The sequence below is a fragment of the Pseudomonas sp. MWU13-3659 genome, assembly GCF_023757525.1.
Classification (GTDB): Bacteria; Pseudomonadota; Gammaproteobacteria; order Pseudomonadales; family Pseudomonadaceae; genus Aquipseudomonas; species Aquipseudomonas entomophila_E.
This window is the reverse complement of record NZ_JAMSHW010000040.1, coordinates 1-22,376: the sequence shown is the minus strand read 5'-3', so window position 1 is coordinate 22,376 and position 22,376 is coordinate 1. Positions and strand designations below refer to the sequence as shown.

At 67.8% G+C, this 22,376-nt stretch carries 14 protein-coding genes; 11 read left to right on the top strand and 3 right to left on the bottom strand.

The features are described from left to right. Positions 1-104: 104 nt before the first annotated feature. The 10 genes from NGM28_RS26100 to NGM28_RS26055 all read left to right on the top strand — a co-directional run bounded on the left by NGM28_RS26100 (position 105) and on the right by NGM28_RS26055 (position 17,912). The gene (locus tag NGM28_RS26100; RefSeq protein ID WP_240066788.1) at positions 105-881 is read left to right on the top strand and encodes an efflux RND transporter periplasmic adaptor subunit; all 777 of its coding nucleotides are present in this window, start codon (positions 105-107) and stop codon (positions 879-881) included. Beyond that, complete coding sequence (locus tag NGM28_RS26095) at positions 878-2,194, top strand: efflux RND transporter periplasmic adaptor subunit (RefSeq protein WP_252092218.1); 1,317 nt, start codon at positions 878-880, stop codon at positions 2,192-2,194. The genes NGM28_RS26100 and NGM28_RS26095 overlap by 4 nt, the downstream gene beginning before the upstream one ends. Continuing rightward, positions 2,191-4,287, top strand: coding sequence for a site-2 protease family protein (locus NGM28_RS26090; protein ID WP_252092216.1), 2,097 nt, complete (start codon positions 2,191-2,193; stop codon positions 4,285-4,287). Before NGM28_RS26095 ends, NGM28_RS26090 begins: the two co-directional genes overlap by 4 nt. Before the next feature lie 192 nt (positions 4,288-4,479). After that, positions 4,480-5,280 (top strand): aspartyl/asparaginyl beta-hydroxylase domain-containing protein, encoded by an 801-nt coding sequence (locus NGM28_RS26085; protein WP_252092214.1) that lies wholly within the window; start codon positions 4,480-4,482, stop codon positions 5,278-5,280. After that, entirely contained in the window at positions 5,268-6,251 is a 984-nt protein-coding gene (locus tag NGM28_RS26080; RefSeq protein ID WP_252092212.1) for a sulfotransferase family protein, read from the top strand. Before NGM28_RS26085 ends, NGM28_RS26080 begins: the two co-directional genes overlap by 13 nt. A gap of 175 nt (positions 6,252-6,426) precedes the next feature. Continuing rightward, positions 6,427-6,921: a GNAT family N-acetyltransferase gene (locus NGM28_RS26075; RefSeq protein WP_252092210.1), complete on the top strand. Its 495-nt coding sequence runs from the start codon at positions 6,427-6,429 to the stop codon at positions 6,919-6,921. A 12-nt stretch (positions 6,922-6,933) separates the two neighbouring features. Then, positions 6,934-7,242 carry a DUF6916 family protein gene (locus NGM28_RS26070; protein WP_252092208.1) on the top strand — a complete coding sequence of 103 codons (309 nt, stop codon included), beginning with the start codon at positions 6,934-6,936 and terminating at the stop codon, positions 7,240-7,242. A gap of 75 nt (positions 7,243-7,317) precedes the next feature. Continuing rightward, positions 7,318-7,908: a phage tail protein gene (locus NGM28_RS26065; protein ID WP_240064651.1), complete on the top strand. Its 591-nt coding sequence runs from the start codon at positions 7,318-7,320 to the stop codon at positions 7,906-7,908. A gap of 138 nt (positions 7,909-8,046) precedes the next feature. Next, entirely contained in the window at positions 8,047-16,353 is an 8,307-nt protein-coding gene (locus tag NGM28_RS26060; protein ID WP_252092206.1) for an Ig-like domain-containing protein, read from the top strand. 62 nt (positions 16,354-16,415) lie between these two features. Then, a complete protein-coding gene (locus NGM28_RS26055) occupies positions 16,416-17,912 on the top strand; it encodes a TolC family protein (RefSeq protein WP_252092204.1) in 1,497 nt (498 codons plus the stop codon). Positions 17,913-18,039: 127 nt separating this feature from the next. Here the strand turns inward: NGM28_RS26055 and cysC are convergent, their stop codons facing one another. The 3 genes from cysC to NGM28_RS26040 are packed head-to-tail and all read right to left on the bottom strand — an operon-like array spanning position 18,040 to position 20,500. Next, positions 18,040-18,594 carry an adenylyl-sulfate kinase gene (gene cysC, locus NGM28_RS26050; RefSeq protein ID WP_252092202.1) on the bottom strand — a complete coding sequence of 185 codons (555 nt, stop codon included), beginning with the start codon at positions 18,592-18,594 and terminating at the stop codon, positions 18,040-18,042. Between the two features lie 42 nt (positions 18,595-18,636). Further along, positions 18,637-19,638 (bottom strand): hypothetical protein, encoded by a 1,002-nt coding sequence (locus NGM28_RS26045; RefSeq protein WP_252092200.1) that lies wholly within the window; start codon positions 19,636-19,638, stop codon positions 18,637-18,639. Next, positions 19,628-20,500 (bottom strand): LysR family transcriptional regulator, encoded by an 873-nt coding sequence (locus NGM28_RS26040; RefSeq protein WP_252092198.1) that lies wholly within the window; start codon positions 20,498-20,500, stop codon positions 19,628-19,630. The genes NGM28_RS26045 and NGM28_RS26040 overlap by 11 nt, the downstream gene beginning before the upstream one ends. Before the next feature lie 201 nt (positions 20,501-20,701). Here NGM28_RS26040 and NGM28_RS26035 point away from each other — a divergent pair, with 201 nt between their 5' ends. Beyond that, positions 20,702-22,243, top strand: a complete 1,542-nt coding sequence (locus NGM28_RS26035) for an MFS transporter (protein ID WP_252092196.1) — start codon at positions 20,702-20,704, stop codon at positions 22,241-22,243. The last annotated feature ends 133 nt before the right edge of the window (positions 22,244-22,376 follow it).

The following is a 22,376-nucleotide window of genomic DNA, read 5'->3' as shown; positions in this document are numbered from 1 at the left end:
GTACGGCCTCCACCGACCGGCCCGGATCTTCATCCGCGTGATATATCCGTGCCATCATTTTTTGCCTTACACTCCCGCCACTAGCTCGCAAGGGAGTGCGCAACATGCTTCGCGGTTTCCGTTTGGCTTTGACCCTGGGTCTGTTGTACCTGCCGCTGGCGCAGGCCGGCGAAACGCCCGCCGATCCCTTGCTCGACGCCCCCTCCACCACCAACAGTGGGCAGAACCCCCGTGGCGTGCTGCGTGCCCGCGACCAGGCCGTGCTCTCCAGCGAACTGGCCGGGCGCATCGTCGAGATGCCCTACGCCGACGGCCAGGACTTCAAGCAGGGCAGCACCCTGGCGCGCTTCGACTGCAGCGCCTATCAAGCCCAGCTAAACGCCGCCCAGGCCGCCGTGCGCGCCGCCAGTGAAGAACTCAGGCACAACCGCCAGCTGGCCGCGCTGAAGTCGGTCGGCCAGTTCGAAGTGTCGCTGGCCGAGGCCAAGCAGGCCCAGGCCCAGGCCGAAGCCCAGGTGTACCAGGTGCAGATCAAGCGCTGCGTGGTCAGCGCGCCGTTCGACGGGCGGGTGGTGCAGCGCCGGGCCCAGCCCCATGAAAGCGTGCCCAGCGGCTCGCCGTTGATCGAGGTGGTGGACAACCGCTCGCTGGAAATCCACCTGTTGGTGCCCTCACGCTGGTTGGGGCGGCTCAAGCCCGGCCAGCCGTTCGAGTTCGTCCCCGATGAAACCGGCAAGCCCCTGCAAGCCCAGGTCAAGCGCGTGGGCGCGCGGATCGACGAGGGCAGCCAGACCCTGCAACTGATCGGCGAGCTGCCCCGCGACAGCCAGGGGCTGCTGGCCGGCATGAGCGGTACCGCCCACTTCCCGGAACAGCCATGACCGTCGCGGCGGGCGTGGCCGAACACGCCTTCGCGCTGTTCCTCGGTTTGCAGCGCCAGGCGCGCCAGGCCGCCAGCAGCGAGCAACTGGCCTACGCCATGGTCAACGATGGCCAGGCGCTGTTCGGTTTTCGCCATGCCGCCCTGCTGATCGCCGGCAAGGTCCAGGCACTGACTGGCATCAGCGTGGTGGAACCCCATGCGCCGTTCGTGGCGTTCGTCGAGCGCGCTGCCCACACCTTGCAGGCCGCCGGGGTGGCGGGCCAGCCCGGCGCCGTCGACCCCGCTCGGCTGGATGCCCAGACCGTGGCCGACTGGCAGTCGCTGTCGGCTGCCCATGCCTATTGGCTGCCACTGATTGATCGCCAGGGTGAGGTGTTCGGCGGTCTGTGGCTGGCCCGTGATCAGGCGTTCAACCCTGCCGAGCAAGCCCTGCTGAATCAACTGGGGGATACCTACGCCCATGCCTGGCTGGCCTTGCGCCCGGCCCGGCCCTGGCGCCTGCGCTGGCCAAGGCGGCGCTTGCTGGCGGTGGCGGGGGCGTTGCTGCTGGTGTTGCTGGTGCCGGTGCGCCAATCGGTGCTGGCGCCGGCCGAAGTGGTGCCGCGCGCGGGGCGTGTCGTTGCCGCGCCGCTGGATGGGGTGATCGCCGAGTTCCTGGTCAAGCCCAACCAGACGGTCGCCATGGGGGATGTGTTGGTGCGCTTCGACGCCACCACCCTCAAGGCCCAGGCCGATGTCGCCGAGCGCGCGCTCGGTGTGGCGGAGGCCGAGCTCAAGGCCAGTACCCAACGGGCGTTCAGCGACGCCGAATCCAACGCCCGGCTCGACTTGCTGGCCGCCCGCGTGGAGCAGAAACGCGCCGAGCTCGATTACGCCCGCCAGTTGCTGGGGCGCAGCGAGATCCGCGCCGAACGCGCCGGGATCGCCGTGTTCGCCGATGCCGAGCGCTGGATGGGCAAGCCGGTACAGACAGGCGAGCGGTTGATGCAATTGGCCGATCCGCAGATGGCCGAGTTGCGCATGGAGCTGCCGGTGGGCGACGCCATCGCCTTGCAGCCTGGCGCTGAAGTGGCGCTGTTTCTCGACAGCGACCCGCTGCACCGCCACGCCGCCCGTCTGGAGCGCGCCGCCTATGAAGCCCAGGCCACCGCCGCTGGGCAACTGGCCTACCGCCTCGATGCGGGTTTCGATGACACGCCGCCGCGCATCGGCCTGCGTGGCACTGCCAAGCTGTACGGCGAACGCGCGCCGCTGGTCTATTACCTGCTGCGCCGGCCGTTGGCTGCGTTGCGCCAGGGGCTGGGGCTGTGAGCCTGCCGCCGCTGCGGGCCGACCTGCAACTGTCGGCGGCGGCGCCCGGCCATGACGGTGCGCCGCAGTGGACCCTGGCCGACCCGTTGCGTGGGCGTTACTTCAAGCTGGGCGCCGCCGCCGTGCGGCTGTTGCAGCACTGGCGGCTGGGCGACCCGCAACGGGTGCTGGCCGCCGCCAATGCCGAGCCTGGCCAGGCCGTCGATGGGCAGGCCCTGGAGGAGCTGCTGTTGTTCCTCGGCCAGCATGACCTGATCAGCGCCGAGGATGGCCGCCAGCGCGACAGCTACGCGACCAAGGCCGCTGCCACTCGACAGAGCTTGTGGACACGCGTGTTGCACCAGTACCTGTTTTTTCGCATTCCCCTGTGGCGCCCGGACGCTTTTCTCAACCGCGCCTGGCCGCTGCTCGAACGCCATGGTGGCTGGCTGCTGCGCATCGCCCTGCCACTGATACTGGTGTTGGGCGTGTTCCTGGTGATCCGCGACTGGTCGCGCTTCATCGCCACCTTTCCGCACCTGTTCAGCCTGGGCGGCATCCTCGCCTTCGGCGTGGCACTGGGGTTCGCCAAGCTGTGCCACGAGTTCGGCCATGCCTTCATGGCCAAGCGCGCCGGTTGCCGGGTGCAGAGCATGGGCCTGGCGTTCATGGTGCTGCTGCCGATGTTCTACACCGATGTCAGCGATGCCTGGCGGGTTCGGGACCGTCGTTCGCGGCTGTTGATCGATGCTGGCGGGGTGTTCGCCGAGCTGGTGCTGGCGGTATTGGCACTGCTGGCCTGGTCGCTGCTGCCTGATGGCCCGGCGCGCACGGCGGCGTTCATGCTGGCCAGTGCCACCTGGATCACCACGTTGCTGGTCAACCTCAACCCCTTCATGCGCTTCGACGGCTACTTCCTGGTCAGCGATCTCTGGGGTGTCGAGAACTTGCAGCAGCGCGCCTTCGCCTTGTGCCGCTGGCGCCTGCGTGAAGCGTTGTTCGGTTATGGCGAGCCGGCCCCGGAAGCCTGGCCGCCGGTCATGCGCCGCCGCCTGCTGGTATGGGGCTATGGTGCCTGGCTGTGGCGCGCGGTGCTGTTCTTCGGTATCGCCCTGGCGGTGTATCACCTGTTCTTCAAGGTGCTGGGCATCTTCCTGATGTTGGTGGAGCTGGTGTGGTTCATCGGGCTGCCAGTGTGGAAGGAGCTGCAGCAGTGGTGGCTGCGCCGTGGCCAGGCGGCGCCGGGCAAGACCTTGCGGGTCGCAGGCGGGCTGGCGCTGCTGCTGGCCGTGCTGGTGGTGCCCTGGCGCGGCGCGGTGGACGTGCCGGCGATGCTCGAGGCGTCCCGCGTCAGCGCCTTGCACGCGCCGGTGGCGGCACGGGTGAAAAGCCTGCTGGTGCGCGAAGGGCAGCGGGTTGGGCAGGGGGCTCTGCTGCTGGAACTGGAGTCGCCCGACCTGGCGTCGCGCCAGTCCATCGTGCGCCGCGAGATCGACATCCTGCAGTTGCTGTTGCGCCGCCAGGCCGGGCGTAGCGAGACGGCGGGCGATGCCGGTGTGCTCGAACAGCAGTTGGCTGAAGCCGTGGCCGAATACCGTGGCCTGGCGGCCCAGCGTGAGCGCTTGCAGCTGCGCGCGCCGCGCAGTGGGGTATTGCGCGACCTGCCGCCGGACCTGGTGCCTGGCCAGTGGGTCAGCCCGGCCCAGACCCTGGGGCGGATTGTCGAGCCGGGGGTGCGCCTGCGGGGCTACCTGGCCGAGGTCGACCTGTGGCGGGTGGCGGCTGGCAGCGAAGGGCGTTTTATCGCCGATGACCCGGCGCGGCCGGCAGTGCCGGTGCGGGTGGAGCAGGTGGATGCCACCGGGGTGACGGTGCTGGAGCTGGAAGCGTTGGCCTCCGACCGCCATGGGCCGGTGGCCGTGCGGCGTGATGGCCAGCAGCGCGCGGAGCCGGTGCAGGCCCAGTACGGTGTGCGCTTGAGTCCGTTGGCCGAGGTGGCGGATGTGGGCCAGCCGGTGCGTGGGGTGGTGGTGCTCGAGGGGGCCCGGGAGTCGCTGCTGGGGGCCGCCTGGCGGCGGTTGGCGGCGCTGGGGGTGCGTGAAAGTGGTTTCTGAAGGTTGAGGGCGCTGGGGCCGCCGTGCGCCCCTTTCGCGGCACAAGGCCGCTCCTACAGAAAAGCACGGTCACCTGTAGGAGCGGCCTTGTGCCGCGAAAGGGCTGCGCAGCGGCCCCAACGATGTCAAAGGTCTATCACCATTGCTCTGACAGGGCCGGATCCCTGGCGGCGTTTCCAACGAGGAACACCCATGACCAAAATCCCGCTACCGCTATGTTCCCGCCTCCCCCTGGCAATAGACCTGCCAGCGCTGCTACCCGCCCTTGCCCTGGTCCCCAGCGAAGCCTGGCAGACGCATTTCAACCACAGCTACCACGAAGGCGATTGGAGTGGGGTGGCGCTGGTCACCGCCGAGGATGCGCCGCTACCGCTGGCCCCAGGCCAGGGCGCTCCAAAGAGCCTGACCTGGTGGCAGGGCGAAACAGCCTGGCAAACAGTGCTGGCGCCATTCCAGGCCTCGCTGCGCGCCGCCCGCCTGCTGCGCCTGGGCGAAGGCGCCAGGATCCATGAACACCGCGACCCCGACCTGGGCCGCCCCGGCGGCTGCCTGCGCCTGCACGTCCCGCTGCTCAGCCCGCCCAGCGTTGAATTCCTGGTGGACGGCCAGCAGGTGCCGATGCACCCAGGCGAGTGCTGGTTCATCGACCTGTCGCGGCCCCATCGCGTCAACAACCCTGGCCCCGGCGAACGTATCCACCTGGTGCTTGACTGCACAGCCGACCCTTGGCTGCTGGCACTGATCGAGGAAGGCCTGGCGCGCACGCCAACCTTGCAGCCGGGCAGGGCGGGGCAGGCATTCGAACGGTTTCGCCAGCAGGTGGCCGAGTCGCCGGCATTGGCCGCACGCCTACAGGCACTGGAGGACCCTCGGGCATTCGTCGCAGAGATTGTGCGATTGGGCGCCGAGCACGGGCAGATATTTTCCGACGCAGAAGTCCTGGGCGCCATGCGCCGGGGCAAGCAGGCATGGAGCGATCAATGGCGAGCATGAACACCCCGCTGGACTTCCAGGGCTGGCTGCCCATCCGCCTCTGGCAAGGTGACGCCGGCTGGCGGGTGGACTGGTGCTGGTTCGGCGAGCGGCGCCTGACCCGGCCGTTCTTGCGCGACGATGTCGACCTGGCGCTGCGCCTGCCGTTCAACCAGGCCATGCGCCGCGAAACCGATGTCCAGGCACTGCTCGACTGGCATGCCCGCAGCCCGGGCCTGAGCCCCTCAGCCCTGGTGTTCCACGCCTCGCGCTGCGGTTCGACCCTGGTCGCCCAGTTGCTGGCCAGCCAGGCCCGCAACATCGTGCTGTCCGAGCCCCCGCCGCTGGACAACCTGCTGCGCGCCGCACGCCAGGACCCGGCCGCAGCGGCCTGGCAAGCCGACGCCTTGCGCGCCCTCTGCTCGGCCTACGGCCAGCGCCGTCGGGGGGATGAGCGGCAACTGCTGATCAAGCTCGACGCCTGGAACATCTTTGACGCGCCACTGCTGACGGCGCTGTATCCCGACGTGCCCCGGGTGTTCCTCTACCGCGACCCGCTGGAAATCGTCGTCTCGCAACTGCGCCAGGCGGGCATGCACCGGGTGCCTGGGCTGCTCGGCGCTTCGGGCCTCGACAGCCTGCTGCCCGCCCCCCAGGCCATGGACACGGTGGAATACACCTGCCGGATGATTGGCGAAATTCTCACGGCTGGCCTAGCGTTGTGCGAACGCCACGGCGCCATCGCCGTGAACTACAGCGAGTTGCCCGACGCAGTCTGGAGCCGCCTTGGGCCACTGTTCGGCATCCAGCCGGGCGATGTGGCGGCCCTGCGCGCCGTCGCGGCCTTCGACGCCAAGCAGCCGGCCATGAACTTCAGTGCCGACAGCCAGCGCAAGCGCGAGGAGGCCAGCGACGAAATACGCGCTGCGGTCGCCCGTTGGGCCCAGGCGCCCTACATCGCGTTGGAATCCATACGGTTGCGAAACGTCTAGGAAATGGCGTCAAACTACCTCGAACGGGTGTTTGAGAAAAAAGTTGAAAAGACCCTGTTCGGGTAGTGGCTATTTGCCTTGCTCTTCGGCTACGCTGCTGCAGATTGTGTAGGACAATTCACTTGGATGTGCGCCCCTCACCATGGGGTAACCTTACGCAGGGAAGCCATACCCGATGTCCATCCCCGAGGTGTACCTCCGTCCCATCGTGGACGCCGACCGCCCGTTCCTGCGCACACTCTATGGCACCACCCGTGCCGCCGAAATGGCCCTGCTGCCGTGGCCGCAGAGCGCCATCGAGGCTTTCCTCGATCAACAGTTCCAAGCCCAGCACGAGCATTACCAGGCCCACTTCGCCGGTGCCGACTTCTTCGTCATCGAAGTGGCGGGCGAGCCCATCGGCCGCGCCTACCTGCACTGGGCCGACGACCACGTACAGTTCATCGACATGGCCCTGCTGCCTGCCTGGTGCGGCCGCGGCATCGGCAGCCGGCTGCTTGGCCAGTGGCTGGCGCGAGCCGATGCCGATGGGCTCAGCGCCGGCCTGCATGTCACCCCCCACAACCCGGCCTTGCAGCTCTACCAGCGCTGCGGGTTCGAGGTGGTCGGCGAAACCGGCCTGTCCCTGAAGATGCGCCGAGCGGCGCTCACCCCTGCCATTCGTGCCTGAAGGATCAGCCCCATGCATGCCATGCCCACGTTCGACGCACTGCAACAGGCCACCGGCAGCCACTTCCAGCTGTGGGTCAGCGACGACCAGGCGCTCGAGGCGCAGTTGCTGGCCGTGACCGAGGGCCAGGCCATGTCGCCGCGCCACCAGCGCTATGCGGCGGAGTTCGCCTTGCCGGCCGGTACGGTACTGCCGCAGGCGGTGTTCCGCCTGTCGCCACCGGGCGAGGAGGGGTGGCTGTTGATGATGACCCCGGTGGGGCCCGATAGCGCTGGGCGGCTGGTGCTGGAAGCGATTTTCCATGTCGACCGGCCGCTCTGAAGGGGCCTGTCACGCGAATCTGTTTCAGCGGGCCATGGGGCCCGCCTTTGTAGCGTTGTCATAGGAGAGCAGCAAATGAGTGAGCCGTTCCTGGGTCAGATCACATTGTTCGCAGGCAACTTCGCACCTCGGGGCTGGGCCCTGTGCAATGGGCAGATTCTGCCCATCCAGCAGAACACGGCGTTGTTCGCGATCCTGGGCACCACCTACGGAGGGAATGGCCAGAGCACCTTCGGCTTGCCTGACCTGCGTGGCCGTGCCCCCGTCCATGCGGGGCAAGGGACGGGGACGGCCAATATCCTGCTGGGCGAGACGGGAGGGACGACATCGACCACCCTGACGCTGTCGAACATGGTGCCGCAGACCTTGAACATCCCTGCCGCGACGGTCTCGGTCGCCATCCCGGCCACCACCGGCACCGCCGAACTGGATACGCCTTCGACCGGTGCGGTGCTGGCCAAGTCGGTCGACACCACAGGCTCGGGGCCTGAGATCAAGATCTACACCGCCACGGCCACCAACACCACGCTCAAGCCGTTCAATATCACGGTCCCTGCCAGCACGGTGCCGGTCCTGGGGAGCAACCTGCCGTTCACGAACCAGAGCCCTTACCTGGGCATCAACTTCATCATCGCGCTCGAAGGGGTGTTCCCGTCCCGTAACTGAGGCCGGGCAACCAGCAGGCAGGGCAGCGGGGCGCACATCGGCGCCCCGTCGTCCGTTCAGGATTTCTCAACCAAGACAGACCGCCCTCATTCGCAAGGACGGCAAGCACAACCAGCCCCAGGGCTGAGCGAGGGCATCATGGCATTCTGGAAACGCGGCAAGGACACCCACACACCCAACGTTTCCACGAGCCGGCCCAGCCTCATCCAGGCCCTGGAGCCGCGCATGATGTTCGACGCCTCGGTGGGCGTGGTCGCCGACCAGGGCGCCCAGGCGGTCGAAGCCGCCGCGGCCGCCAGCGTGGCCAAGGACACCAGCGCCGCCAGCGACGCGGCCGGCAGCCGCGACAGCGCCACCCACGAACCGGTGCACGAGGCGGCACCGGCCAGCGCGCCGGTCACGGCGGCCTCGGGCACCAACCACGAAGTGGTGTTCATCGATTCCGCCGTCAGCGACTACCAGAAACTCATCGCCGGCCTGCCCGCCGGGGTCGAAGTGGTGGTGCTGGACAACGGCAAGGACGGTTTCAAGCAGATCGCCGACTACCTCAACGGCCGCAGCGACGTCACCTCGGTCGACATCATCAGCCACGGCGACCAGGGCTATGTCTACCTGGCCGGCAACGCCATCTGGGCCAACCAGCTGGCCAGCCATGGCGCGGACCTGGCGCGCATCGGCGCCAGCCTGGCGCCGGGTGGCGACATCCGCTTCTTCGCCTGCAACACCGGCGCCGGCAGCGACGGCCAGTTGTTCGTCAACGAAGTGGCGCGGCTCAGCGGCGCCGACGTAGGGGCCTCGTCCGATTCCACCGGCAACCGCGCCGGCGAGGACTGGGCACTGGAGACCGTCTCTGGCGTGGTGGCCAGCGGCGTGGGCGTGCAGCGCGGCGACCTGTCGGCGTTCAGCACATCGCTGGCGACCATCACCGTCACCAGCAAGAACGCTTCGCTCATCGCCGATGGCGATGGCGGGGTGACCCTGGCCGAAGCCATCCAGGCCGCGAACACCGACACCTCGGTGGACGGCTCCGCCGCGGGCAGCGGCAATGACATCATCGTGTTCCACCAGAACCTGAAGGGCGAGACCATCCGCTGGACGTCGGCCACGGCGCTGGCGGTGACCAGCAACATCACCATCAACGGCGATGTCGACGGCGATGGCAAAGGCGACATCATCTTGAGCGGCGACGCCAACGACAACGGCGTCCGCGATGTCCTCGAAGCCTCGGGCCTGCAAAGCAACGGCGGTGGCGTGCTGACCGTGCGCAACCTGGATTTCCGCCATTTCTCCAGCAACATCGCCGGCGGCGCGATCCGTGCCGCCGGCGGTTCGATCACCGTCGAGGACTCCAACTTCGAAAGCAACGCCGGTACGGTGATCAACTCGGCGACCACGGTGGGCTCCACGGTAGTGGTGCGCAACACCACGATCCACGACAACAGCGCCACCATTGTCGGCGGCAGCGCCATGTCGACCCTGGTGCGCCTGGGCGGCGCCAACAACCATGTGCTGGAAAACGTCGCCATCTACAACAACACCGGCAGCTACGGCGCCACCGGCACGGTGGCGGCCGGCTCGATCATCGTGCTCAGCAACAGCGGCGGCACGGTGCGCATCACCAACAGCACCGTGGCCAACAACGTGTTCCTCAACACCAGCACCGGCAGCATCACCTCGGGCGGCCTCGGCTGGGCCAGCGGCCAGGCCGGCACGGTGACGGTGCAGAACAGCATCTTCACCGGCAACACCGTGAACGGCACCCAGCTCGATGCGGCCACCAATGGTGGTGTAGGCGGCGGCTACACCAGCACCACCAACCTGATCGGCACCTCGGTGAACTTCGTCAACACCGCCACTGGCGACTACCGGTTGGCCAGCAGCGCCAGCAACGCCATCGACCAGGGCACCCTCGCTGGCGCGCCGCTCACCGACCTGCGCGGCTTCGACCGGCCCCGTGGCGGCGGCGTCGATATCGGCGCCTACGAGGTGCTGTACTCGGCGCCCCCGGTGGTCGACCTGGACACCGGCACCGGCGGCAACGACAGCACGGTCAACTTCACCGGCAGCCCGGTGGCCATCGTGCCGAACATCAGCCTCACCCAGACCGACGGCGACACCCAGGTCAGCGGCGCGACCCTCACCCTGGGCGGCGTGCTCGACGGCGGCAACGAAACCCTGTCCCTCAGCGCCGGGCAGATCGCCACGGCGGCCAGCTATGGCATCACCATCAGCGGCTCGGGCACCACGGTGCTGTCGCTCAGCGGCGTGGCCACCCTGGCCCAGTACCGCTCGATCCTCGCCGTGGTGGCCTACGGCAACAGCACCGGGGCCTACACCAGCGGCACCCGCAGCGTGACGGTGAGCGTCAACGACGACATGGGCAGCACCACCCGCACCGCTTCGGTGGTGGTGCAGCCGCTCAACGTCGCGCCGGTAATCGCCAACCTCAACGGCGACAGCCAGACCTACTCCCAGGGCGCAGGCCCCGTGGTGCTCGACAGCGGCAGCAATGCCACGGTCACCGACAGCGATTCTGCCGACTTCGCCGGCGGCAACCTGACCGTGGCGGTCAGCGCCAACGGCGTGGCTGGCGAGGACGTGCTGGGCATTCGTCACCAAGGCAACGGCGCCGGGCAGGTTGGCGTGGTCGGCGGCACGGTGAGCTACGGCGGCGTGGCCATCGGCACCTACACCGGGGGCACGGGCGGCGCCAACCTGGTGCTGACGTTCAACAGCAATGCCACGGCCGCGGCAGTCCAGGCCGTGGTGCGCAACCTCACCTATGACAACAGCAACGCCGGCAACAGCATCGGCCAGGCCACCCGCACCCTGTCGGTCACGGTCAACGATGGCGACGGCGGCACCTCGAGCGCGGCGTCGGTGTCGGTGGCCATCCACGAAACCGTCCCGCCCACCGCCACCATCACCCTCAGCGATACGGCCCTGAAGGTGGGCGAGACCTCGACGGTGACCATCACCTTCAGCGAAGTGGTGAGCGGCTTCACCAATGCCGACCTGACCGTGGCCAACGGCACCCTGAGCGCGGTGGCCAGCAGCGACGGCGGCAAGACCTGGACCGCCACCTTCACCCCGACCAACAACATCACCAACGCCAGCAACGTCATCACCCTGAACAACGCCGGCGTCACCGACCTGGCCGGCAACGCCGGCGCCGGCACCACCAGCTCGGCCAACTACAGCATCGACACGGTGCGCCCGACGGCGACCATCGTGGTCACCGACAGCAACCTGGCCGTCGGCGAAACCTCGCTGGTGACCATCACCTTCAGCGAGGCCGTGACGGGGTTCACCAACGCCGACTTGAGCGTCGCCAACGGCACCCTGAGCGCAGTGTCCAGCAGCGACGGCGGCATCACCTGGACGGCGACCTTCACCCCGACCAGCAACATCACCGACAGCACCAACCTGATCACCCTGGACAACACCGGCGTGACCGACCTGGCCGGCAACGCCGGCACCGGCACCACCAACTCGAACAACTACGCCATCGACACCCAGCGCCCGACCGCGACCATCGTGGTGGCCGACAGCAACCTGAAGCTCGGTGAGACGTCGCTGGTGACCATCACCTTCAGCGAAGCGGTGACCGGTTTCACCAATGCCGACCTGACCGTGGCCAACGGCACCCTGAGCGCGGTGTCCAGCAGCGATGGCGGCATCACCTGGACGGCGACCTTCACCCCGACCAGCGCCATCACCGACGCGACCAACGTCATCACCCTGGACAACACCGGGGTGAGCGATGCCGTCGGCAACGCGGGTTCCGGCAGCACCAACTCGAACAACTACGCCATCGACACCGTGCGCCCGACCGCCACCGTCGTGGTGGCCAACAGCAGCCTGGCCATCGGCCAGACGTCGCTGGTGACCATCACCTTCAGCGAGGCGGTGAGCGGCTTTACCAATGCCGACCTGACCATCGCCAACGGTACCTTGAGCGCGGTGTCCAGCAGCGACGGCGGGACCACCTGGACCGCGACCTTCACGCCCGCGAACAACATCACCGACACCAGCAACCTGATCACCCTGGACAACACCGGCGTGACCGACCTCGCCGGCAACGCCGGCAGCGGCACCACCGATTCGAACAACTACGCCATCGATACCGTGCGCCCGACCGCGACCATCGTGCTGGCCGACAGCAACCTGACCGTGGGTGAAACCACCACGGTGACCATCACCTTCAGCGAAGCGGTGAGCGGCTTCACCCTGGCCGACCTGACCGCGCCCAACGGTGCCCTGAGCGGGCTGAGCAGCAGCGACGGCGGCATCACCTGGACGGCCACCTTTACCCCGACGATCAATGTGCAGGACGCCACCAACGTCATCACCCTGAGCAACACCGGGGTGGCCGACCTGGCCGGCAACGCCGGCGCCGGCACCACCAACTCCGCCAACTACACGGTCAGCACCCTGCAGCCCACGGCGACGGTGGTGGTGAGCAACCCGGCCCTGCGCGTGGGTGACACCAGCCTGGTGACCTTCACCTTCAGCGAAGCGGTGACCGGTTTCACCAACGCCGACCTGACCGTGGCCAACGGCAGCCTGAGCGCGGTGTCCAGCGCCGATGGCGGTATCACCTGGACCGCCACCTTCACCCCATCGAACAACATCACCGACAGCAGCAACCTGATCACCCTCGACAACAGTGGTGTGGTCGGCGCGAGCAGCGGCAATGCCGGCTCCGGCACCACCAGCTCGAACAACTACGCCATCGACACCCAGCGCCCGACCGCCACCCTCGTGGTGGCCGACAGCAACCTGGCCATCGGCCAGACGTCGCTGGTGACCATCACCTTCAGCGAGGCGGTGAGCGGCTTCACCAACGCCGACCTGACGATCGCCAATGGCACCCTGAGCGCCGTGAGCAGCAGCGACGGCGGCATCACCTGGACCGCAACCCTGACCCCGGCCGCCGGCATCACCGACACCAGCAACCTGATCACCCTGGACAACAGCGGCGTGGTCGATGCCGCCGGCAACGCTGGCACCGGCACCACCGATTCGAACAACTACGCCGTCGACAGCCAGCGCCCGACTGCCACCATCGTGATCGCCGACCCCAACCTGACCGTCGGCGAGACCACCACGGTGACCTTCACCTTCAGCGAGGCGGTGACCGGCTTCACCAACGCCGACCTGACGGTGGCCAATGGCACCCTGAGTGCCGTGAGCAGCAGTGACGGCGGCATCACCTGGACCGCGATCTTCACCCCGACCATCGGGGTGCGGGACCTCAGCAACGTGATCAGCCTGAACAACACTGGGTTCAGCGACCTGGCCGGCAACGCCGGGGTAGGTACCACCTCGTCGGCCAACTACACGGTCGACACCGTTGCCCCCACGGCCACCGTCGTGGTCGCCGACACGGCCTTGCGGGTGGGGGAAACATCACTGGTGACCATCACCTTCAGCGAGGCGGTGACCGGCTTCACCAATGCCGACCTGACGGTGGCCAACGGCACCCTGAGCGCGGTGAGCAGCAGCGACGGCGGCATCACCTGGACCGCCACCTTCACCCCCACCGGCAACATCACCGACAGCAGCAACCAGATCACCCTCGACAACAGCGGCGTGGTCAGTGCGAGCAGCGGCAATGCCGGGGTCGGCACCACGCTCTCGAACAACTACGCCATCGACACCCAACGCCCGACCGCGACCATCGTGGTGGCTGACAGCAGCCTGGCGGTGGGCGAGACATCGCTGGTGACCATCACCTTCAGCGAGGCAGTGACCGGCTTCACCACCGCCGACCTGAGCGTGGCCAATGGTTCCCTGAGCGGGCTGAGCAGCAGCGACGGTGGCGTGACCTGGACCGCGACCCTGACCCCGACCGCAGGCGTCACTGACACCAGCAACCTGATCACCCTGGACAACACCGGCGTGGTCGATGCCGCAGGCAACGCCGGTGCCGGCAGCACCGACTCGAACAATTACGCCATCGACAGCCAGCGCCCGACCGCCACCCTCGTGATGGCCGACAGCAACCTGACTGCGGGTGAAACCACGACGGTGACCATCACCTTCAGCGAAGCGGTGACCGGTTTCGACAATGCCGACCTCAGCGTGGCCAACGGCACCTTGAGCAACGTGACCAGCAGCGATGGCGGCATCACCTGGACCGCCACCTTCACCCCGAGCAGCGGTGTGCGGGATGCCAGCAACCTGATCGTCCTGAACAACACCGGCGTCGCCGACCTTGCCGGCAACGCCGGGGCTGGCACCACCGCATCGGCCAACTACACGATCGACACTGTCGTCCCCACGGCCACCGTCGTGGTCGCCGACACCGCCCTGCGCGCAGGCCAGTCGAGCCTGGTGACCATCACCTTCAGCGAAGCCGTGAGCGGCTTCACCCTCGCCGACCTGACCGTCGCCAATGGCACCTTGAACGGGCTGGGCAGCGCGGATGGCGGCATCACCTGGACCGCGACCCTCACGCCTACCGGCAATGTCGAGGACACCAGCAACCTGATCACCCTGGACAACACCGGCGTGGTCGGCGCGGCCTCCGGCAACGCCGGGGTGGGCAGCACCGATTCCAACAACTACGCCATCGACAGCCGCGTCCCCAGCGTGACCAGTGTCGGCGGGCCGGTGGGCGTCTCGTACAACGCCGGCGACACCCTGGTGTTCGTGGTCAACGCCAGCGAGGCGGTGCAGGTGGCCGGCTCGCCGCGCCTGGCCCTGGACATCGGCGGGCACACGGTGTTCGCCGACCTGGTGGCGGGGGCGGGCACCACCACCCTGGTGTTCCAGTACACCGTCCAGCCCGGCGACAACGACAGCGACGGCATCAGCGTGACCGGGCTCAGCGCCAACGGCGCGACCCTGACCGACGCCGCCGGCAACGCCATGGACCTGACCCTCAACGGCGTGGCCGACACTCACCAGGTGCTGGTCGACACCCAGGCGCCGACGGCGGTCGGCATCGTCACCCTCGACCCGTCGCCGAGCAACGCCCAGAGCGTGCGCTTCACGGTGACCTTCAGCGAACGGGTCAACGGGGTCGACCTGAGCGACTTCAACCTGGTCGCCAGCGGCTCGGCCAGCGGCACCTTGACCGGCCTGCAGGCCCTGGGCAATGGCGTGTACGTGGTCACCGTCGGTGGCGTCAGCGGCACCGGCACCCTCGGGCTGAACCTGAAAGCCAGCGCCACGGGCATCACCGACGTGGCCGGCAATGCGCTGGTCGGCGGCCTTGCCGGCGCCGTATACAGCATCGACCGCGACGCACCCACGGTGGGCAGCGTCAGCGTGCCGGTGGGCGTGCCCTACAACACCGGCGATGTGCTCACCTTTGTGGTCAACACCAGCGAAGCCGTGATAGTCGACGGCGTGCCGCGCCTGGCCCTGGATGTCGGCGGGCGCACCGTGTACGCCGACTTCGTGGCCGGCTCCGGCACCCCGACGCTGGTGTTCCAGTACCAGGTCCAGGCCGGCGACAACGACAGCGACGGCATCCAGGTACAGGGCCTGTCGGCCAACGGCGCCACCCTGCGCGACGCCGCCGGCAATGCGCTGACACCGGGCCTGAACAATGTCGGCGACACCCGCGGCGTGACCGTCGACAGCACGCCGCCGACGGTGGCCTCGATCATCGCCAACCCCTCGCCAACGCCCGGCAGCCAGTCGTTCACCGTGACCTTCAGCGAGAACGTCAATGGCGTCGACCTCAATGACTTCCAGCTGGTGAGCAACGGCAACGCCACCGGCACCTTGCAGTCGCTGACGCGCCTCGACGGCCGCACCTGGCAGGTCAACGTCAGCGGTGTGGCCGGCGCCGGCAGCCTGGCCCTGGCGCTCAAGGCCAGCGGCACCGGCATCACCGACAACGCCGGCAATGCCCTGGTCGGGGGCTTCACCGGGCAAGGCGTAGCCCTGCAGTCCAATGACGGCGATCCGGAATTCCGCGCCTATCCACCGGCACAACCGGGGCAGGTCAGCCCAGGCACGCCAGTGCTGGTGGCACCGGTGCCGGTGACGGCGCCGTACCAGTCGCCGTTGCTGCCACAGCCGCTGTTCGAGGTGCAGAGCGCAGGCGCTGGCCTGCCGCCGTTGGGCAATATCTTCATCAAGGACGGTGCATTGGCGCCCAGCTACCTGGCCCAAGTGTTCGCCGGCCAGCAGGGCGGCAGTGGCATCGGCAACGGTTCGGGGGCCGGCTTCCTGGGCTTCGGTGGCGGCGACGCCAACGTGTTCGGCGCCAGCAGCCTGGCCAATCTGTTCGACAAGACGCTACCGGATGAAGGCGGCCCGTCCGACCTGGCCGGCAGCAAGCTGCTCTCGGCCGCTGGCAAGGGGTTGAGCGGGGCGCCGACCCTGGGGCAGCAGTTGCAAGCCTTCCGGGAGGGGGAACAGCGCCAGGCCAGGCAACTGGCCCAGGCGCTGGGGCAGGTCGAGGTACCCGCGCCGCAGGCATGAGCCAGCGGATGCGAGCAAACCATTAGAAGAAAAGCAGTGCCGTACCAAGGGGGCGGACAGGGATGAGCAAAGCATCGAGGTTTTTCGCAGTAAGCATGCTGGCGCTGGCAGTGACGGGGTGCGCAGTCAAGACCCAGCCCATCGACCGCAGCGTCAGCGAACAGCGGGCAAGGGCCGACCTTGCCAACATGTTCAAGGGCCAGGAGGCGCTGCAAGGCCCGCTGACCCTGCACCAGGCCATGGCCCGGGCGGTGAAGTACAACCTGGAGGCACGCCTGAAGGTCATGGAAGAGGCCCTGGCCCAGCGCCAGGTCGACCTGGCCACCTTCGACATGCTGCCACGCATGGCGCTGTCGGCCGGTTACGCCGGGCGTAGCAACGTCAGCGCCTCGAGCAGCCGCAGCGTGCTGACCAACACCCAGTCCCTGGAACCTTCGACCTCCCAGGACCGCGACCGCGACGTCGCCGACCTGACCATGGTGTGGAACGTGCTCGACTTTGGTGTCAGCTACGTCAGCGCCAAGCAGCAGGGCGACCAGCGCCTGATCGTCCAGGAGCGCCGGCGCAAGGTGGTGCAGACCATCATCCAGGACGTGCGCTCGGCCTACTGGCGCGCGGTGGCCGCCGAACGCCTGCTCAAGCAGATCGACACCCTGATGGCCCGGGTCGAGCAGGCCCGCGACAACAGCCAGCGCCTGGGCGACCAGCGCATCGGCGACCCGATCCAGGCGCTCAGCTACCAGCGCGCGCTGATCGAAGCCACCCGCCAGCTGGAAGAACAACGCCGCGCCCTGTCCCTGGCCAAGACCGAGCTGGGCGCGCTGATCAACCTGCCGCCCGGCACCGAACTGACCCTGGCTGCTACCGACGACTACAGCGTGCCCGAGCTCAAGGTCGGGCTGGAGACGCTGGAGCAGCACGCCCTGGCCACCCGCCCCGAGCTGCGCGAGCAGGACTACCAGGCACGCATCAGCGCCGCCGAAGTGCGCAAGTCGATGCTGCGCATGCTGCCGGGCCTCGAGTTCTCGGCGGGCGGGCACTACGACAGCAACAGCTTCCTGATCAACCAGCACTGGGCCGACTACGGCGTGAAGGTGACCTGGAACCTGTTCAACGTGCTCTCGGGCCCGGCCTCCATCGACGTGGCCAAGGCCGGCGAACAGGTGGTCGAGGCGCGCCGCCAGGCCATGTCCATGGCCATCCTCGCCCAGCTGTACGTGGCCAACGCCAACTACAACGAAGCCCGCCGCCAGTTCGCCACCAGCCAGCAACTGGTGGCGCTGGACGAACAGATTGTCGAGCAGCTGCGCAACCGCCACCAGGCGCAAGGCATCGGTGAGCTGGAGCTGATCCAAGGTGAACTGAACGCCCTGCAAGCCGACTTGCGCCGCGACCTGGCCTACGCCGAGCTACGCAACAGCTACGGCCAGGTGTTCGCCAGCGCCGGCCTCGACCCGCTGCCACAGACCCTGCCCTCCAACGAACTGAGCGACATTGCCCAGGCACTGGGCAACAACGAAGCCCGCTGGCAACGCGGCGACATCACCCCCGGTTCCTGAACCGGCCAGGCGAGTGGCGCCCGCCTCAAGGCCGGCGCCACCCCCAATGCCGGCGCCACCCCTGTAGGAGCCGGCTTTGCCGGCGAATAGGCCAGTACAGCCACCACACCTCTAAACGCCGATCACGTTACAACGACCGACACACCACCCGCCCCAACACATACTCCAGCAACTGCCCCACCGCCACCGGCAACGCCACCCGCCCAGTCTCCACCACCAACTCCGGCCCATCCGGCGCCTCATACGGCGCATCGATCCCGGTAAACCCCGGCAATTCCCCCGCCCGCGCCCGGCGATACAACCCCTTGGGGTCCCGCGCCTCGCAAACGGCCAGGTCCGCCTTCACATGCACCTCATGAAACCCCACCCCACAGGCCCGACGCGCTGCCGCGCGGCCCTCGCGGTACGGCGAGATCAACGCCGCGATGCAGATCAGCCCGGCATCGGCGAACAGCGCCGCCACCTCGCCCGTGCGGCGGATGTTCTCGTGACGGTCTTGTGGAGAAAAGCCAAGGTCGGCGTTCAGGCCCGTGCGCAACACATCGCCATCGAGCACATAACAGGCATGCCCTAGCTCGGTGAGCTGCCTGGCCAGCCCCTCGGCCAATGATGATTTACCCGCGCCGGAAAGCCCGGTGAGCCAGATGACCGCGCCACGTTGCTCGCTTCCTGCGTTGTGCACCTTGGAAACCTCCGAAGGGGAGAGGGCTTGAGTGTAGTGCGCTCAACGGGCGGGAAACAGCAGGTGGACAAGCTCCGGATCCGCCAGCATCCGCCCCGCGTCATGGCCGATGCCCGGCAGCACGAACTGCCGGTGCTCGACCGGCGTCGTCCATTGCCGCGCCAGGAATGCTTCGTAGCGCAGGTAGGCAAGCTGCCGCTCGACGCGATCGCTCCCTTGAGCCTCGGCGCCGCAACTGTGATCCATCACCCGGCTTTCGGGATGCCTGTCGCGCGCGCCGACCAGATAAGTGACATCACGCCCTGCATAGCGCTGCCACACCTGCCGGGCATCCCGCCCCTGGGCGGTGAAGTACGGCGGCGCACCTTCCAGGCCATAGCGATAACGGTCGTAGTCTGCGCACTGGCCGGCCGGCAGCGGCGCGAAACCCTCGCCTTGCGGGCGGTTGGCATCCAGGTACAGGTAGCTGGACGGGCTGGCGACGAGGTAGCGCACGCGCAGTGCGCCCGGGGCGCCCTTGCCCAGCAACGTATAGCGCTGCAGCAACTGGCCACCGGCCGAGTGCCCGAACAGCACGACCTCTTTCAGGCGTGGGAAACGCTCGCGATCCGCGAGATAGGCCAACAGGTCGTCGAGCACGGTGAACGCCGCGATACCCTCGCGCCCTCCGGTCGACGCCGTGCCGTGCATCCACTTGTCCTTCGGCCACAACGGCTGGGTGTCGGTTGCTTGCGGATCGCTGGCGGTCAGAAAGTTGGGCGCCATGAGCAGCGTGTCGCGCTGCCCGAGCCCGGCATTGCCCAGCAGCGATAGCCCGCTGCGGTAGTAGTCGCCGGCATCGCGCCGCACGCCATGCAGCACGATCACCGCGCGCTCAACTGAAAGTTGCGAATCGAGTGCCGCATTGGCGTAGACCGTAAAGTCGTAGGGCTCGCCTTGGCCCAGCTTTACCCGCTGCGGTGCGTCACCGGCCCAGGCGGGCAAGGCCAGCCAGACGAGGAGGGCGAGCAACAACCGCCAGCCAAAACGGGTTTCATTCGACACCTCGGCGCACTCCCTCGATGTAGCGCATCACAGCCGGCGACTTCTCGAAGCGCCGATGCACCAGGCTCAACCACGAACTCGCCTGGCTATCGGCAATGTTTCGGTAGTTGACCTGCGGCAGGCTGATCCGCTGCACCACCGACGCCGGCACCACCGCCACGCCCTGGCCCAGCGACACCAGGGTGAGCACCGCCACCAGGCTGCCCGGCTGCGGCCCCAGGCGCGGCGCGAAGCCGCCTTGCTGGGCGATGGCCAGTGTGCCGGAGATCTGCTCCGGCAGGATGAAGGTTTCGTCAGCCAGGCGCGCGGCGTGAATCGTCTTCAGCTCGTTGAGCCGCGAGCCGGCCGGCAGCGCCAGCACGAAGCCTTCTTCATGCAATGCGATGGCCGCCAGGGAATCCGGCAGCTCCATGGGCGAGCGCAGGTAGGCCAGGTCGAGCTGTCCCTCATCGACCAAGGCCGCCAATGCAAGCATCGGCACTTCACGAATGTTCAGGCACACCTCGGGGTAGCCCTCGGCAAACTGGCTCACCTGCTGTTGCAGGATGCCCGAGTAGGCCGCGGAGGCCACATACCCCAGCTCGATCCGCCCACTCTCACCCCGCCCGGCCCGCCGCGCCCCCAGCTGCGCGGCATCGAACTGCCGCACCGCGTGCTCGGCCTCCACACGCAAAGCCTCCCCGGCCGCCGTCAGTTGCACCTCACGCTGGCTGCGCTGGAACAGCAACACCCCCAGTTCGGCCTCCATGTCCTGGATCTGCCGCGTCAGCGTCGGCGGGGCGATGCCCAACTGCTCGGCGGCACGGGTGAAATGGCCGTGCTGGGCCACGGCGAGGAAGTAGCGAAAGTGACGAATCTCCATGGGGCCTCGTTAGCCAACGGCTAATGACGCCGAACGCCCAAGCTAACAAGCTCGGCCTCCGGCAGCGGTATGGTGAAGACAACACTACAAGGCTGGCACCGTGACCGCAAAGCCGCCCCTACACAAAACCCGTAGGCGCCGGCTTGCCGGCGAAAGGCTTCACACCGCCCACGCAGACCAGCCATCCAGCGGAGCCTTGCCATGTCCACCCCCAGCGCCTCGGCGCGTTTCACCCTGTTCACCGCTTCGGCCGTGTGCGCCCTGATCATCCTCGACACCAACATCGTCGCCGTCAGCCTGCCGAGCATCGCCCGCGACCTGTCCGGCTCTTTCGCCGACATCGAATGGGTAGTCAGCGCCTACCTGCTCGCCTTCGCCGCCTGCCTGCTGCCCGCCGGCAGCCTCGCCGACCGCTTTGGCCGCCGCCGCATGCTGCTGCTCGGCCTCGCCCTGTTCGGCGCCGCCTCGCTGGCCTGCGGCGCCGCGCCGGACCTGCTATTCCTCAACCTCGCCCGTGCGGCAAAAGGCGTCGGTGCGGCGCTGCTGCTCACCGCCGCATTGGCCGCCATCGGGCACCGCTTCCACGAGCCCGAAGAGCGCTTGCGTGCCTGGGCCTTCTGGGGCGCCTGCATGGGTGCGACCATTACCTTTGCGCCGCTGCTCGGCGGCCTGATCGCCAGCACGCTCGGGTGGCGGTGGATCTTCTACATCAACCTGCCGCTGGTGGCGGTGCTGGCGCTGATGGTGCTGCGTAGCGTGGAAGAGTCCCGCGACACTGCCGCCGCCCGGCTCGATCCCTTCGGCAGCCTTACCTTTGCCGGCAGCCTGGGTTACTTGATCTGGGCGCTGATCGACGCCAACCGCGTTGGGTGGGACAGTGCGCCTACCTTGGGGCGGTTGGTGATCGCGGCGTTCCTGTTCGGGGTGTTCGTGATGGTCGAGCGCAGCCAGGCGCGGCCGATGATCGACCTGGCGCTGATGCGCAGCGGGCGGTTTATTGGGGCCTTGCTGGGGATGTTTGCCTATGCCGCTTGTGCGCAGGTGATGATGACCTTGTTGCCGCTGTACCTGCAGAACGGCTTGCAGCTTTCCGCGCTGGCGGCGGGGGCGGGGATGTTGCCGTTTGCGCTGGCGATGTTGCTGGCACCGCGGGTGGGGATGCGCTTGGCCACGCGGTTGAGTGCGGCGCAGGTGTTTGCGTTGGGGTTGGTGTTGGTGGGGGTGGGGAACCTGGCTTGCGCTTGGGCGGTTGGTCACGGTGGGTATGGCGCCTTTGCCCTGGCCAGCCTGGTGCTTGGTGCGGGGGCAGGGCTGCTGAATGGGGATACGCAGAAGAACATCATGGCGTGCGTGCCGCGTGAGCGGACGGGGATGGCTTCGGGGTTGAGTACGACCACGCGGTTTACGGCGATTGTGTTGGCGATTGGTGTGCTTGGGGGGATTTTGGCGGGGCGGAGTGCGCAGCTGTTGCGTGAGGCGATGGCTGGGGTGGCGCCTGAGGCATTGGGGAAGGTGGGGGAGATGGCTACGCGGGTGGCGGCGGGGGATTTGCAGGCGGCTTTGGGGGGGCTGGAGCCGGGGTTGCGTGGGGTGGTGGGACCGTTGGCGCAGCAGGCTTTTGTGGGTGGGTTTGAGACGGTGTTGCAGGTTGCGGGGGGGATGGCGTTGGTGTTTGCGGTGGTGGTTGGGGGGCTGCTGGGGAGGCCGTTGCCGCAGGCTCAGGGACAGATCGTTCGGGTATGAAAAAGGCCTAGGGTTTCCCAAGTGCTTTTCATGGATTTGGTGGGCCGGGGGGATTTGAAATAGATTCATATCTATCTGAAAACTAAAAATAAATATATTTTATGAAAAAGAGCTGGAATACCATTTGGAATAC